Annotated in this window: 16 protein-coding genes; 8 read left to right on the plus strand and 8 right to left on the minus strand. The window is 45.7% G+C overall.

The annotated features are described in order from the left end of the window. Positions 1–168 precede the first annotated feature (168 nt). The 4 genes from AC5EF3_RS15095 (at position 169) to AC5EF3_RS15110 (ending at position 3,602) form a co-directional block, all read left to right on the plus strand. Positions 169–474, plus strand: coding sequence for an aa3-type cytochrome c oxidase subunit IV (locus AC5EF3_RS15095; protein ID WP_015828767.1), 306 nt, complete (start codon positions 169–171; stop codon positions 472–474). Positions 475–490: 16 nt separating this feature from the next. Beyond that, the gene (locus AC5EF3_RS15100) at positions 491–1,627 is read left to right on the plus strand and encodes a Re/Si-specific NAD(P)(+) transhydrogenase subunit alpha (protein WP_493548641.1); all 1,137 of its coding nucleotides are present in this window, start codon (positions 491–493) and stop codon (positions 1,625–1,627) included. 77 nt (positions 1,628–1,704) lie between these two features. Then, positions 1,705–2,154, plus strand: coding sequence for an NAD(P) transhydrogenase subunit alpha part 2 (locus tag AC5EF3_RS15105; RefSeq protein WP_015828765.1), 450 nt, complete (start codon positions 1,705–1,707; stop codon positions 2,152–2,154). A gap of 23 nt (positions 2,155–2,177) precedes the next feature. Then, the gene (locus AC5EF3_RS15110; protein ID WP_015828764.1) at positions 2,178–3,602 is read left to right on the plus strand and encodes an NAD(P)(+) transhydrogenase (Re/Si-specific) subunit beta; all 1,425 of its coding nucleotides are present in this window, start codon (positions 2,178–2,180) and stop codon (positions 3,600–3,602) included. A gap of 11 nt (positions 3,603–3,613) precedes the next feature. Here the strand turns inward: AC5EF3_RS15110 and AC5EF3_RS15115 are convergent, their stop codons facing one another. After that, complete coding sequence (locus AC5EF3_RS15115) at positions 3,614–4,036, minus strand: response regulator (RefSeq protein WP_015828763.1); 423 nt, start codon at positions 4,034–4,036, stop codon at positions 3,614–3,616. Positions 4,037–4,095: 59 nt separating this feature from the next. Between AC5EF3_RS15115 and AC5EF3_RS15120 the strand changes: the two genes are divergently transcribed. Further along, the gene (locus tag AC5EF3_RS15120) at positions 4,096–6,960 is read left to right on the plus strand and encodes a PAS domain-containing sensor histidine kinase (protein ID WP_493548642.1); all 2,865 of its coding nucleotides are present in this window, start codon (positions 4,096–4,098) and stop codon (positions 6,958–6,960) included. 47 nt (positions 6,961–7,007) lie between these two features. Here AC5EF3_RS15120 and AC5EF3_RS15125 read toward each other — a convergent pair whose 3' ends face one another. The 5 genes from AC5EF3_RS15125 to ykgO form a co-directional block, all read right to left on the minus strand. Then, a complete protein-coding gene (locus AC5EF3_RS15125; RefSeq protein ID WP_493548643.1) occupies positions 7,008–7,538 on the minus strand; it encodes a hypothetical protein in 531 nt (176 codons plus the stop codon). A gap of 25 nt (positions 7,539–7,563) precedes the next feature. Beyond that, on the minus strand, positions 7,564–7,839 hold the full coding sequence (locus tag AC5EF3_RS15130) for a DUF2312 domain-containing protein (RefSeq protein WP_015828760.1): 276 nt from the start codon (positions 7,837–7,839) through the stop codon (positions 7,564–7,566). Between the two features lie 145 nt (positions 7,840–7,984). Continuing rightward, entirely contained in the window at positions 7,985–8,488 is a 504-nt protein-coding gene (locus AC5EF3_RS15135; RefSeq protein WP_493548644.1) for a tetratricopeptide repeat protein, read from the minus strand. A gap of 123 nt (positions 8,489–8,611) precedes the next feature. Next, positions 8,612–9,226, minus strand: a complete 615-nt coding sequence (locus AC5EF3_RS15140) for an HAD family hydrolase (protein ID WP_015828758.1) — start codon at positions 9,224–9,226, stop codon at positions 8,612–8,614. 28 nt (positions 9,227–9,254) lie between these two features. After that, positions 9,255–9,380, minus strand: coding sequence for a type B 50S ribosomal protein L36 (ykgO, locus tag AC5EF3_RS15145; protein WP_015828757.1), 126 nt, complete (start codon positions 9,378–9,380; stop codon positions 9,255–9,257). Between the two features lie 252 nt (positions 9,381–9,632). On the opposite strand from ykgO, the gene AC5EF3_RS15150 reads away from it, so the two are divergent. Then, complete coding sequence (locus AC5EF3_RS15150) at positions 9,633–10,961, plus strand: lytic murein transglycosylase (protein ID WP_493548645.1); 1,329 nt, start codon at positions 9,633–9,635, stop codon at positions 10,959–10,961. Positions 10,962–11,028: 67 nt separating this feature from the next. Here AC5EF3_RS15150 and AC5EF3_RS15155 read toward each other — a convergent pair whose 3' ends face one another. Beyond that, the gene (locus AC5EF3_RS15155) at positions 11,029–11,412 is read right to left on the minus strand and encodes a hypothetical protein (protein WP_493548646.1); all 384 of its coding nucleotides are present in this window, start codon (positions 11,410–11,412) and stop codon (positions 11,029–11,031) included. A gap of 291 nt (positions 11,413–11,703) precedes the next feature. Between AC5EF3_RS15155 and motA the strand changes: the two genes are divergently transcribed. After that, positions 11,704–12,570, plus strand: coding sequence for a flagellar motor stator protein MotA (gene motA, locus AC5EF3_RS15160; protein WP_493548647.1), 867 nt, complete (start codon positions 11,704–11,706; stop codon positions 12,568–12,570). A gap of 80 nt (positions 12,571–12,650) precedes the next feature. Continuing rightward, complete coding sequence (mnmC1, locus tag AC5EF3_RS15165) at positions 12,651–14,618, plus strand: FAD-dependent 5-carboxymethylaminomethyl-2-thiouridine(34) oxidoreductase MnmC1 (protein ID WP_493548648.1); 1,968 nt, start codon at positions 12,651–12,653, stop codon at positions 14,616–14,618. Between the two features lie 19 nt (positions 14,619–14,637). On the opposite strand, the gene AC5EF3_RS15170 is transcribed toward mnmC1, so the two are convergent. Next, on the minus strand, positions 14,638–14,883 hold the full coding sequence (locus AC5EF3_RS15170; protein ID WP_015828752.1) for a hypothetical protein: 246 nt from the start codon (positions 14,881–14,883) through the stop codon (positions 14,638–14,640). Between the last annotated feature and the right edge of the window lie 203 nt (positions 14,884–15,086).

The following is a 15,086-nucleotide window of genomic DNA, read 5'->3' on the forward strand; positions in this document are numbered from 1 at the left end:
TATCGACTAGGCTTGGAGTACAAAAAAATAATTTTGTGAAGATTGCGGCTTTAGTGGCATATTTTTGTCTTATCACTACGATTTATACCGTAGATATGAGGATGATTTTCTGCTTGTCTCAAAAATTCACGGTAGCTATCTAAACGTTGAACGAAAAAGGTGAAACTAATGAGCGAGACAGGCGAGTACGTACGCGGTCAGATGGATGTCAAATCACAAACAGCAACCTATTCAGGTTTCTTGAAAGTGACTGCTTGGACATCTCTACTTCTGACATTGATACTCGGGTATGCGACTTTCACACTGACCATGGGCGTCCACTGGATGGTAGCCATGGCACTTTTCGCCATTGTCGGTGTTATCGGCGGAATGGTGATGGGTCTAGGAGGCGGTTTCCTCCTTGCAGTTGGTGGTTTGGTATTTTTGGGCTTATTTGTCCAAGTCATGGTCTCTCTCGGCGGTGCCTTAATGTAAGACACACAGGACTGCCATGAAAATAGCCGTTCCCATGGAGCGGCGCGAAAAGGAACTTCGCGTTGCCGCCACTCCGGAAACTGTCAAGAAATTGATTGCTGCCGGACACGAAGTAAAAATTGAAAAGGGTGCTGGGATAAATTCTGGTATTCTTGACGGTGAATTTGTTAGTGCAGGTGCACAAATCGCCGCTGATATGAAGTCGACCCTTGATGGAACTGACTTGGTATTGAAGGTGAGGGCACCTCTAGACGATGAGAAGTCCTATTTCTCTAACGGTCAATCTTTGATTGCTTTGTTGGAGCCTCATGGCGCTGTTGAAGAAGCAAATGCATACGCACAGGCGGGTATTACCGCCTTTGCTATGGAATTTGTGCCACGTATTTCGCGTGCACAATCTATGGATGCGCTGTCTTCTCAAGCAAACCTTGCTGGATATCGTGCTGTGCTTGAAGCATCTCACTTGTATGGCCGCGCCATGCCGATGATGATGACGGCTGCAGGCACGGTTGCACCCGCAAAAGTGTTTGTTATGGGGGTTGGTGTTGCTGGTCTTCAGGCGATCGCGACTGCGCGTCGCTTGGGTGCTATCGTATCTGCGACAGATGTGCGTCCTGCTACCAAAGAACAAGTTGCTTCTCTGGGTGCCAAATTCATTGCGGTTGAAGATGACGAGTTTAAAGCTGCTGAAACAGCTGGTGGGTATGCCAAGCAAATGTCTGCAGAGTATCAAGCCAAACAAAGAGAGCTTGTTGCCAACCATATTTCCAAACAGGATATTGTGATTACCACAGCGCTTATTCCAGGGCGTGAAGCGCCGGAATTGGTGACAGAAGATATGGTCAAGTCCATGCGTGCAGGATCTGTGATAATTGATCTTGCTGCGGCGCAAGGTGGGAATTGCAAATTGTCCCGGCCAGATGAAGTCGTTGAGGTTCATGATGTTAAAATCTATGGTCCGACAAACCTTCCTGCCTCTATCGCAGCTGATGCTTCTGCATTGTATGCGAAGAATTTATTGAACTTTATCGCTCTTATTTCGGGGCCAGATGGTGCTTTGATTCCCAATTGGGATGACGAGGTCGTTACGTCATCTGCTCTAACTAAAGACGGAAAAGTTGTTCATCCATCCCTCGTGCCGGAACCGGCCTAAAACAAGAAAATTTCTCGAAATGCTGCAATGCAACACGAATCGTGTTTTGCGGCATGATGGGAAAAGAAAGGATAATTATGTCTACGATTAAGCCTGCATCCCTTGTGAGTGGTCTGGTTTTTATGGCTCTCATATTTTCGCCTGCAGCCTTGGCGCAAACTGGCAATGATGCGATCAATCCATTGATCTTTAGACTTGCTGTTTTCGTGCTGGCTGCATTCATTGGATATTACGTGGTTTGGGCTGTAACGCCTGCATTGCACACGCCCTTGATGTCAGTGACTAACGCTATTTCTGCTGTTGTGGTTGTTGGTGCGATTGTCGCCGCTGCGGCATCTTCGCTTGGTACAAGTGATCCAGAAATTGTACAAAAAGTCTGGACAGCAAAATGGTTGGGTGCAGGTGCGGTTGCGCTTGCGTGTGTTAATATCTTTGGGGGCTTTATGGTCACCAATAGAATGCTTGCCATGTATAAGAAAAAAGAACGTCCCGCAGCTGAAAAATCTGCAAGTTCTTCAAGTAACTAACACTCACAGAAAGGAATATCATTATGTCTACGGTTGATATCTCAGCCCTTTTATATCTTGTCTGTGCGGTGTTGTTTATCTTCTCCATTCGCGGACTATCCAGCCCGGAAACGGCGCGTCAGGGTAACAAGATCGGTATTTTTGGAATGGCGCTCGCAGCAGCGACAACGCTCTTTCTTATCAAAGACAATCTAGATGGTGTCACTTTTGGCTTGATTGCTGGTGGTGTTGCTATTGGTGGAGGCGTGGGGGCTGTTCTAGCTACACGTGCGCCCATGACATCCATGCCGCAAATGGTGGGTATGTTTAATGCGCTTGGGGGCTTGGCGTCTTTATTGGTCGCACTTGCTGCTTTTTATGCGCCGGCTTCATTTGGGTTGATTGGTGAAAATGGCGTTATGGGGCCACGTTCCCTTGTTGAAATGTCGCTTTCAGCGCTTATCGGGGCGATAACTTTTTCCGGGTCTGTTATTGCGGCTCTTAAACTAAATGGTTCGCTTCCGGGTGGTCCAGTATTGTTGCCATTACGTCATTGGTTGAATTTAGCAATCGTGGCTGGACTGGTTGCGTTGACTGTTATGTTGGCGGTCTCGCCCGTCGCGCAGGCGGGTAATGGGTATTTGCTTCTTGCGATTGCTGCATTGGCTTTGATTGCAGGTATTACACTTGTATTGCCAATTGGTGGTGCGGACATGCCGGTTGTTATTTCTATGCTGAATTCATATTCAGGATGGGCAGCAGCGGCACTTGGTTTCACGCTTTCAAACTTTGCTTTGATTGTTGTAGGGGCCATTGTTGGTGCTTCAGGTGCGATCCTATCTTATATCATGTGTAAAGCGATGAACCGTTCCTTTATATCTGTGATTGCAGGTGGATTTGGCGGCGATGATGCGGATACGTCTGCTCGCGCTGATAATTCCGACAAGCCGGTCAAAATTGGATCTGCTGATGATGCGGCCTTTATTTTGAAGAATGCATCTAAAGTTATCATCGTGCCGGGATATGGTATGGCGGTGGCGCAAGCTCAACACGCACTTAAAGAAATGGCAGATAGTCTGAAAGAGGCGGGTGTTGATGTATCTTACGCTATTCACCCTGTTGCTGGGCGCATGCCGGGTCACATGAATGTGCTCCTTGCAGAAGCGCAAGTGCCATATGATGAAATCTACGAAATGGATGACATTAACTCTTCATTCAAACAGGCTGATGTTGCGTTTGTGATTGGTGCAAATGATGTCACCAACCCTGGCGCGAAGGATGATCCAGCATCACCTATCTATGGTATGCCTGTTCTTGAGGTTTGGAATGCGGGAACAACTATGTTTATCAAGCGGTCTTTGGCGTCTGGATACGCAGGGGTTCAAAATGATCTATTCTACCGCGAAAACACAATGATGTTGCTCGATGATGCCAAAAAGATGGTCGAGAATATCGTCAAAGCACTTTAATATAAGTGTATTTAACTGTCCTGAATGGACTGTGAAGTGTGCTTGTTTAAGCATTGATTTATGGCCTGATTGAGTGTGTTCTCATTCAGGTCATCTTTCAATAAGAAACACGAAATGTGTTTATCTCCAGATGATTCTTCATCAAGTTTGATCTCTTCTCCGCTCATAAGCAAAATAGGGCCAGTCCAATTTGCTTTAATCAGAATATTAACTGATTCAATGTAATTGAGATGCGGTGGAATTCGGTTGTCTAGGACAATCAGATCATACGATTGATTTTTTAAGTGCTGAGTAGCAATGTGCAATGAGGTTGCATTCTCCACAAAATAGCTATTGAAGTGTGTACGTAGAAGATATGCCGAGAATATTTTTGCAAATACAGCATGATCATCGATAAGCAAGATAGCAGGTGTTTTGGGGGCGGTTCGTCTCATAATGTGGAGTCTTTTGTGGCGACTATGACAGCGAAGCAAATGGGATTGTGACTTAAGCAATGACGGGTTCTGAAACAGATTTCAAGTCTAGACAGCAGTTCGAACTCGATCGATTTGACGAGTTATGGAAGGCTGCATATCTAGTCGTAGAAGATCCACAATCTACAGTAGTTAATAGGTCTGATGAATTCGTAAAAGGTCTATTGAAACTAGCATACAGCATATTTCAGGTTGAGATGATAGGTCTTCGGTGCGCGCAAACCGGAGATGAATTTATACTTCATCAAGGCGCGTTTAAAAAATACCAACGTGATCCGGCTATCGGGAATGCATATTGGTCTGAGTTTAACAATAAGCCAGAAGGGTGCATTCTTTCTGATTTTAAGGAAAAACGCTCAGCCAACAATGAGATTTTGCTTAATATTTCGCAGAAGGCCAACTATTTTGCCTGTTTCCCACTCAAAGCATATGGAGATGTGGAGGCACATTTTTTTCTAGCGCATTCCTCAGAAATACAATTTAAAGAAGCTGAAATATTTCAAATTAAATCAATTATTGATCTCTTGGAAAACATGGTGTCGACATGTCCAGAGGTCCTGAATTCAGAAAAATTTGCTTTGGTGCGCATGGAAATGGCGCGTTTGAAGGCGATTGTAGAAAGCATATCTGGCGAAGTATTAATTCTCGATACAACCCAAAGGGGGGTAATTGTCGCAAATGCTTTGGTATGTAAAAAACTTGGATATACGCGTCAGGAATTAAAGAGTTTAACATTTTTGGAGCTATGTTCCATCGGTCCTGACGAGTTGGATAGACATATCTCCCTGCTAGATTCCCATGATGGGCAAAAAATTACTTTTGAAACGGCCTTTATTCGGAAAGATCATTCTATTTATCCAGTGAATGTTGAGCTGACACTGGATAAAAATGGTCAAAAGCCAGTTTTAGTTATTTTTGCTCAAGATGTTTCTGAACACCAAAATTATCCAACTCAATTAGAGGTGATGAGTGCACATCATCGTTCGGCTCTAGCAGCGAATATGGAGATGGGATTTTGCGTAGATGTTGTGTTTTCACCAATTGGAGAATTTGAAGACTTAATCGTCAAATACGCCGATTTGGGGCGATATGCATTTCCTGGTTTTTCTGAGCTCGATATGATGGGGCAGAGAGTGTTAGCAACCTTCCCTGATGTCGGAAAGACTGGGTTGGTGGAGAAGATTTTACCGGCGCTAGATATGGATGAGTTGCTGGTATTTGATCATCACTATATTTCCCCCAATTTTGAAGAATGGTTTCGTGTTTCAGTGTTGAAGGATGGTGAGAAATCTTTGCAAATTGGTTTGCGTGGGATTTCTGATAAGAAGCGCCGCGAGCGGGCTTTAATGGAACTATATGAACTTTCGGCTGATTTGGATATTTCTACAGATGAATATTTGAAGAAAATGCTTCTCGCCGGACGAACTGCGCTGGGAATGGAGTATGCTTTCGTTTGTGCTATTGAGGGTGACAATGTTCGAATGGAATGCAGTAGCAAAGATAATGATTGTGCGCATGAGCTAACATATTTTCCATTTGAAAAGACTATTTTATCTAGAATCTGGCCTCTGGATAAGGCTGTTTTCCTATCAGACATAGATTTGGTGTCGAATTTGTATGAAGGCGAAGACATATCTGTCCGCGCTTACGCTGCAGCACCAATATTTGTGCAAGGTGATGTGGTCTCTTTTGTATCTTTTATATCAGAGCAGGCAAATAAAACCGAATATGATGAGTTTCAGATTGGGATAATTTCAGTCATCGCCCGCATGATTTCTCAACGGAAAACGTTAGATCTTGCGCGTGAGGAACTTGAAAAAAGCCGTGATGAATTGCAGCTGATTTTTGATAATGTGCCGACTTCTATCTGGAGAAAAGACAGAAATCACAGGTATCTGAAGGTCAATAAATCTGCCGCTGATCTGGTCGGCATGTCGGTGAAGGATATTGTTGGCCTACGGCCGCAAGATGTTTTTGTGAATTTTGATGAGAAGGCATGCCTTGCACTAGACGAACAAGTCCTTGCGACAGGAAAAGCAATGCTTGGTGTTGAAGTTGAGGGAGGTCTGGGGCCAGATACTTGGGAAAGTATTGATATTATTCCAGTCTTGGGAGAAGGCGTTGAGAATGAGGGCTGGTTGATTATAAGTACTGACATCACCAGACAAAAACATGCAGAGATGAAGCTTGCTGTTGTGGTAGATGAATTAGAAGCAGCAAATAAAAATCTAGAACAATTTAATACTGTCGTTTCTCATGATTTGAAAGCGCCCTTGCGTCATATGAGAATGCTGTCAGAGCTGTTGTCATTAAGTGTTCAGCCCGATAGTGAGGCCGCAGAATATGCTGCGTTGATCCAAGAAAATGCAGTCCATGGTCAAGCCATGGTGGATTCTTTGAATGCATTATCGCGCGTATCTAGAAGTGAGCTGAAGCGAGTGCCAACTGATCTGCGTAAGACCATTTCTATGATAGAGGCCTTGTTAAGCGACGAGCTGGAGGAAGTGGGGGGTAGGATTGTGGTTAATCCGCTACCTTCTATTGATGTTGACGCAGAGTTGGTCTTGAATTTATTTCAGAATCTCATTGAAAATTCGATGAAATATCGCTCGGATGCCTCGCCTGTTATCACAATTGGGGTGGATACGGAATCCAAAGTACCTGTGTTCTTTGTGCAGGACAATGGATTGGGGATTAAGCCGGATTATAGTCAGGAAATCTTTCAGATATTTACACGCGTGCATGAATCCGCTTCTCCACCAAAGGGAGATGGTGTTGGTCTATCCATTTGCCGCAGAATTATTGAACGTCATGGCGGTAAGATTTGGTTGGATGAAGATTATACTGGCGGCGCACGGTTTAAATTTACCTTTGCAGCTTCCTGATATTTGAGTTCTGTTTAAAATAGATCGCGCGAATATTGGCATAATTATTAAGGCTGAGCTTTTCCGCCTTGGATAACCTTAAAGGGAAGCAGTTTCGCTGTTTCTGAGGTGGATGGGGCATCATTTTTCGCCCGCTTATTTTCTTCGGCGTGAGTGCTAGCCAGATATAAGGTTGGTGAGCTTGGTTGGGGCGACATTTTCGGCGCGTTGATGTCTGTTTCAATGTCATCATTGATGTCGCGGCCACGTGGTGAAAAATTATTGGTTTTAGTTTTTGAATCTGATTTCAGCTTGGGTTTAAAGCTGGAACGTTTCATTCCGCCGTTTTTCTTGCGCGCTTTCTTGTCAATTTCACGCACGATATGCGTTTGGCGTGCGGAAAGTGCGCTGTCCAGATTGCCTTTTTCGGGATCATTAAAAGCTGAGCCAAAGGTTTCTAGGCGTTCTTCTACGCCCTCGAAAAACTCTTTTTCCCAATCTGTAAGGCCGGGGCCATCCTCAGATTCGGCACGCGATTTGGCTTTGCGCAGCTTACGCAAAGCCTTTTTCGTTTTTTTATCATCGATATCGCGAGCCATAATAACTCATAATCTAATAGAGGTATTAGATTTCGCCAAGGGCTGCCAGATATGTGCCGAGGACCAATTCTTCCTCTTCGCGTTTATCGGGATCTTGTTTGCGGTGTTTGATGACTTCTTTCATCGCTTTGGGGTCAAATCCAAAGGCCTTTGCTTCAGCAAAAACTTCTTTGATTTGTTCTGCGATTTCTTTTTTTTCGATTTCAAGTCGTTCAACTTTTTCGATTGTCTGGCGTAGTTTGTCCCGCGTCGTAGGGTCCATAGAGCCCATTGCGCCAACAACGTTGTCTTCTTCGTCCATTCTAATTCCTCAAGACACATTCCAAGAAAGAAAGGCGGACACTAGCGTGTCTCGCGCAGAGGTCCAGCTCTCTTTTGAGTAGATTTGCAAGTTTTGCATACACTTTACTGGGGAATGTTGAAAAAAGAATCAGATTGCCAAAATACTAGAGCGCTCGACCTTCGATTAATGGTTCTAATCGGGCGACTGATTGTTTTGCGCGGCGTGAATGAGGGAAAAGTTTTAGCACTTGTCGGTAAGCATTTAACGCGGCTTCTCTATGTTCGACGGCTTCAAAAATTGCGGCCAATCCCAGCCATGCTTCAAAGTGGCGTGGCTCTAACTCTAGCGCCTGTTCAAAATCAAGGATCGCCTGATCGTATTTTCCATCATGATAAAAAACGACGCCGCGACGATACCAAGCTTCAGCAATGTCAGGTTCGATAAGAATAACGCGGTCAAACATATCTCTTGCGAGGGCGAGATTGTCTTGACTGTGAGCATCAATGCCCCGTTCCATTAAAATATCGACTGTCGGACCACCTGAATTGAGCCATGCGGCAATAATATCTTCGTAGAGATAGTTTGCTTCATGTTCGGTTTTGGCTACGGCCAGCTTATCAAGCAGTTTTTGGGCGGGGCCAATAGGGGAGTCTGCTAGACCACTCAATGGCAGAGAGATCCATAATACAAGTGTGCAAAAGAGTGATTTGGCGAGTCTCATAATGTTATATGGGCAAAGCTTGAAGGCAGAAGCAAGGCGTAGTTTTAAAAGTACGTCCTAGTGCAATGACTATTTTGTAAGAATGCCGGTTTTTTCAAGGTCTTGGCGCATAGTTTGCGCATCCGTGAATAAGAAAGAGGTGATGCCTGCACGTTTGGCTGCATCAATATTATCTTGGCGATCATCAAAGAAAATAATGCTGGATGGTATAGGTGAGCCCAAGCGTTTTAGTGTGAGTTCATAAATGCGTGGGTCTGGTTTGACCATTTTCTCAACGCCGGAAATAATAACATCTTTAAACGCTTGAAGCACAGGGAAAGCTTGAGCTGTTTCTTCCCATTTTTCAGCTGGAAAATTTGTCAGGGCATAAATAGGCGTAGATTGTTCTATAAGTTCTTGAATAATTTCAGGAACGCCGTGGACATATCCGTGAAACATTTCAAGCCAACCGGTTCGCCATGCACGGATAAGTTCTGCTTTGTCAGGATGAGCTTCTATCAGACGTGCAGCATTTTCTTGCATGTCCACACCACGGTCGTGATGTGTGTGCCATTCAAGCGTACAAACCTCGCGGTAGAAGCGTTCAGCTTCTTCCTGCGAGGCGAGTAATTGCCGATAAAGGCGTGTTGGATCCCAGTCCACAACAACATTTCCCAGATCGAAGAGAACAATCTGGTCTGTCATGAACTAAACTCCTAAAACAGGAAAAGGCTTAGCCTTGCTTCGCTTTAAAGCGAGGGTCTGTTTTGTTGATCACATAGACGCGACCTTTACGGCGCACGACTTTACAGTCTTTGTGACGGTTCTTAAGAGACTTAAGAGAGCTTCTAACTTTCATCGTTCTTCTAGCTTTCTGCGGCCCCGTTTACAGAGCGGCCGTGAGCGTTGGTAGCAAAAATTTGAGCGCGGTACATACGCGCTCTATCTAGGATCTGTCAACGATGATTCAGCATGAGTATGAAAATTTTGGAGCTTACTGACGAAAATAGTGGAAAAATAACATAATCGTCATGCAAGAAATGATGGATAGGCTTTAAAAACAGGGTTAATGCTAGGGATAAACCGCAGTTTAGTAGGATAGGGGATTTTGATGCCACATGTGATAAAATGGCTAAGTACAACGGGTATAATGCTTGTTGCACTAAGTGCGTGTGCAGCTGATCAATTGCCGCGCCCAGAAACCTATCCGGGTGTGCCAACACCACAGGCACCGAGCCCTGAACCGGCCCCAACACCAACAGCTCCAACCAATGTGGAGGTGCCATTATTTGTGCCTTCGGGTGTTGTTGAGTTTGATGCGTGGCGCGTGAGGTTTGCTCAAGAAGCAGCAAATTCTGGTCGTGATGTAGAAATTGTTCACAGCGTTTTGCAAAGTGTCGTGCCATTAGAATTGGTGAAGGCTGCGGCAATTGGTGATGATCAAGCCGAGTTTGTTAAACCGATATGGGATTATGTAGCATCCGCGACGCACCCAAATCGTGTGTCTTTTGGTAAAGAAAAGCTGGCAGAGACTGTTGGTCTTTTCGATACTATTGAGGTTCAATACACACCGCCACGCGAGATACTTGCCGCAGTTTGGGGCATGGAAACCAGCTATGGGCGTATATTGGGAAGTAGTGATGCCGTACGTCAATTGGCGACGCTTGCCTACACAGGGCGACGTACAGCCTTTGGAGAGGCGCAGTTAATTTCAGTCTTTAAGCTTCTCGAACAAGGCATTGTTTCAAGAGAGCAATTAAAGCAAGCAAGCTGGGCAGGGGCCTTTGGCCAAACCCAATTTATGCCGTCCACTTTCTTGGCGCATGGACGTGATGGGGATGGAGACGGGAAGAAGGACGTTTGGAACTCGCGTTCAGATGCGCTTGCCTCGGCAGCCAATTATTTGGAAGCGTCTGGTTGGAAACGTGGTGAGCCTTGGGCGTTGGAGGTGTCTTTACCGGATAACCCAAATTATGCGCTGGCTGATGGTACAAAGCGTAAAGTTCAGATCTGGCAAGCGCTTGGCTTTAAGGTTGAAGGTGGGCGCACAGCAAATCCAAATCTTGAAGCGGAATTATTTATTCCAGCTGGATCATATGGCCCAGCGTTTTTGTTGTTTGATAATTTCTATGTCATCAAGACGTATAACAATGCCGATAGTTATGCCTTATCTATCGGCTTATTGGCGGATAAATTGGCAGGACGACCTGATCTCGTGAAGGCATGGCCAACGCACATTACGATGCTGACAAAGTCTCAGGTGGAAGAATTGCAAGCTGCCCTTAATTCAATGGGATATGATGCAGGCCCAGTGGATGGATTGGCGGGACGTGGCACGCGTGCAGCTTTGCAGAGATTCCAGAAAGACCGTAATTTATTAGCGGATGGTTTCCCAACGATGGAAATGTTGGCGAGTGTGAAAGCGGCAGCCGCTGGATAGTCGGCAATAAAAACGCGCCGCGAATCACAGGGGGCGCGTTTAGCTATTTTCGTTTTCTATCCCTAGATTAGCTCGTTGGGTTTTTGGGTTGGCATCCGCCAGGAAATTGAGTGGCGTGAGCGACTTCCCAATTGACGCAAGCTAAATTGAGTTGACCCCAGACAACGCCCCATTCTTCACCGTAATTGCTGTGTGCTTTTCCGGCTTTGGAGACGATCGGGTCTTCTGGAGCAGTCGAATAGATAATGCCATCCAGACATTTGAGATATGACTTGGCATTGTCCATATAGCTTTCGCCTTGCTGGTGAATATTTTTAAATTCCGTCAAAGATAATTGAGCGACATTTTCAGGCACATTGATTTCAGCCGGCTTCTCACAGCTACCAACAGCGGCCAAAGCAGGTGCGGTAAGACTTGCTGTAAATAGTGAGATGATAAACAATTTTTTCATCAGGTGGCTCCTAATTTTGTCGTCCAACCAAAAGCGTGATCTGTCATTTATCCGTTGATAACGGAAGCTTGTGGCATTTTCTAGGTCGTAGCGCAGTGGAGGGTGGATAATGACACAATTCTAATATTGGCGAATGCTGAGTTTGACCGTGTTGTTTGAATAATCTGTAAAAATGAGATGAAGCAAATCCTAATGTAAACTGTCTGTTTTTTTGAATGCTCACACCTAACATTAAGGATAATCAGTCATAAAGAGATCTAATTAAGTTGAATCTTTTGGTGGATATCTTTTATGTTTCAGATCATAGGCCTACTCGTTGTGTTCGGCATGGTCTTCGGTGGGTTTGCGCTTGCCGGTGGTCATTTCGACGTGATCATTAAGGCGGCCCCGTTCGAGATGATGATGATTGGTGGTGCCGGTGTTGGTTCCTTTCTAATCTCAAACTCGATGGGAACAATCAAAGGTGCGATGGGTGGTTTTGGTAAAGCCCTGTCGGGTCCAAAGTGGAAAGCCAAAGATTATCAGGATCTTTTAACGCTGCTCTTTGTGCTGACCAAGACGATGAAAACCAAGGGGGTGGTGGCGATTGAGCCTCATATTGAAAACCCCAAAGATTCAAGCATATTTCAAAATTATCCTAAAATCCTGAAGGATCATTTCGCTTGTGATCTTATCTGTGACACGCTGCGCATGATGACGATGAATATGGATGATCCACATCAGGTAGAAGATGCGATCGAAAAGCAGATTGAGAAACACCATAGTGAAGCGCATGGCGCGGCACATGCTGTTCAAAACCTCGCCGATGCGTTTCCGGCTTTGGGTATTGTTGCGGCGGTGCTTGGTATTATTAAAACAATGGGGGCGATCTCTCAACCGCCTGAATATTTGGGTAAATTGATTGGTTCTGCGCTTGTGGGGACATTCCTCGGTATCTTTATCGCCTATGGTATAGTGGGTCCTTTTGCGGCGCGTATGGCCGAAGTGTTGGATGAAGAAGGCCAGTTCTACAAGATCATCAAGGATGTGCTAGTCTCTCACCTTCACGGGAATGCAGCGCAGATTTCAGTTGAGCTAGGACGTGGATCTGTACCAACATCATGTCAGCCTTCATTTATGCAAATGGAAGAAGCGCTAAACGCTGCACCTCAGATTTAATTCTGCATTTATAAAAAATTGTATGCGCCGTCTCGCCAGTTGGGTTGAGGCGGCGTATTCGTGTTTGTATGTCAGAAAAAATGTCCAAATTAAAACGTCTACCACCTCGTCCTGATCTATATTGGCAGGAGGATGGTGTTCCCCGTGATCAGATTAATGATGATGTGTATTTCAGTGTATCCAATGGGTTGGAAGAAACACGTGAGGTTTTTTTTCGGGGGTGTGGATTAGTTGATCGCTGGAAAGCTATGGGGGCAGGGATAAGTGCATCAAATACCTTCACAATTGGAGAGCTGGGATTTGGCACAGGGCTAAATATTGCGGCGCTGCGTCAGCTGTGGCGAGAGCATCGTCCCAATCCGCAGGCAAGGCTGGAAGTGATCAGTTTTGAAGGGCGCTTAATGCGGGTTGAGGATGCAAAAACTGCGCTTTCAGTGTGGCCAGAGTTAGCATCTGATGTGCAAACACTGCTGAGTTTGTGGCCAGTTCGTGCGAAAGGTGTGCAGAGACTCTGTCTAGGTTTTGGTATGTCACTGTTGATTTTCCAAGATGAGATTGAGCCGGCGTTAAAAAATTCAGCTTTTAAAGCGGATGCCTGGTTTTTGGATGGATTTTCGCCCGCCAAAAATCCAGAAATGTGGTCTTCAGAGGTGATGGCGCAAATTGCCCTACATTCAGCGCCTGAATGTGTTGTTGGCACTTATACCGTGGCGGGACATGTCAGAAGGGCACTCGCTGCGGGTGGTTTTGAGGTTTCCAAACAGCCCGGATTTGGCACCAAACGCGAAAGAATGCAGGCAATTTATCCAACACTGCCCAAGCCTGAGATATATTGTGATCCATTGCTGCTGAACACCGAACGAGAGTGTCCTGCTAGCGTGATTGTGATTGGGGCCGGAATTATGGGGGCATGCATGGCGCAGGCTTTCCATGAGCGCGGCTGTGAAGTGACGGTTTTGGATAAGGGGGAAGGTATAGAAGAAGGCGCGAGCGCAAATCCGCTTGGTTTGGTTGCACCAAGACTGGATGGCGCAGATACGCCGCAAGCAAGGCTGTTGATTGATGCCTATCTTGCTGCCATTGCCTTTTATAAGACGCAAAATATTGGTGCTTGGCCAGTGGATACAGCGCATTTTTCAAGTTCGAATGAAGAGATTGGACGACATGCGAAGATAAAAGATGATCCGCCATTGGATACTGATTTACTTGGTGTTTTGGAAGATGAGGGCAGGCAGATGGGTCTGAATTATCTTTCTTCTATGGCGGTTTCACCTGTGGATGTGCGGTCGCAATTGCTCAAAGATATCAATGTTGTCTGGAATACAGAGATCACTTCGATTGGTGCGGTAGATGGCGCACAACGATGTGTGACGGCGATACGTGATGGGCAGGTCTTTGAATATGAGGCGGATCTTGTTGTCATCGCGGCGGGCATGGGCATAGCTGATCTTGCTGGCGGCGAGGGGCTGCCATTGCGCGGGCGTGGCGGCCAATTGGAATATGCGCAATATGATGGCCCTGACTTTGCGCGGTCAAAGGGGCATTATGTTGTGGGTGCGAATGGAAAAATCGTATTTGGCGCGACTTATCAAGATAGTGATGGGAAAGCGCCAGAAGCGAGTGATGAGGCGCGGGCGGAAAATATGCTTGCGCTGGATGTGTTGGCACCAGAACTAAAAGAAGAAATTCTCTCTGGGAAGGTCCAATCTGCAACGGCTGTGCGCGCGGCAACGCCGGATCAATTGCCTTTTGCTGGGCGATTGCCGGAATTTGCAGCCTATCGAGCGCATTATGGTGCGGATTTGCGGACAGGAAGAGCCTTGAAACCTATAGATGGGCAAGGTTTCAAGGCGCTTTATCAGCGGGGTGTGTATGCAGCGGGGGGCTTAGGGTCGCGCGGGCTGACATGGGCACCATTTCTGGCGCAGATAATCGTCGCCGATGCATTTGGGGGGCCAGTTCCAACTGGGGCTGACAGTCGAGAACTCATTGCACCGGCGCGGTTTTTTATGCGTCAATTGAAGCGTGAAAAACCGAAAAAAGATTAGGTGTGTGTCATAAATTATCTTAGGCGTAATTTGGCTGTTTTGATATTTCATCAAAGCGGCGTTTGAGGTGCTCGTTTTCGTCTGTGGCTAGACGTTCCAGCGTTTCAATTCTTGTGAGGGCAATATCCAGTTTTTCAGTAAGTTCTTTGAACTGACCTTCCGTGACGCGGCTTCCTGCGGTGACTTTGGCCTCAAAATAGATTGTGACGCCGCAAGTCACGAATATGATGACGGCTAACAGCAGAAAAAATACATAAATATCCATAACATTTGCCTGTTTGAAATAGGGTGAGTGCTTATATTGTATTCACTAAAGGTTGCGAAATTCTCGTTTGAGGTCTTGGTCGCTATCGAGGGCCAAGCGCTCAAGTGTTTCAACGCGGGTAATGGTTTTGTCTAATTTGCTGACGATTTCGGCAAACTCTGCGTCGCTAATCTTGCTTCCGGACTTGCCTTTATTTTCAAAAT

This window comes from Hirschia sp. (assembly GCF_058892565.1).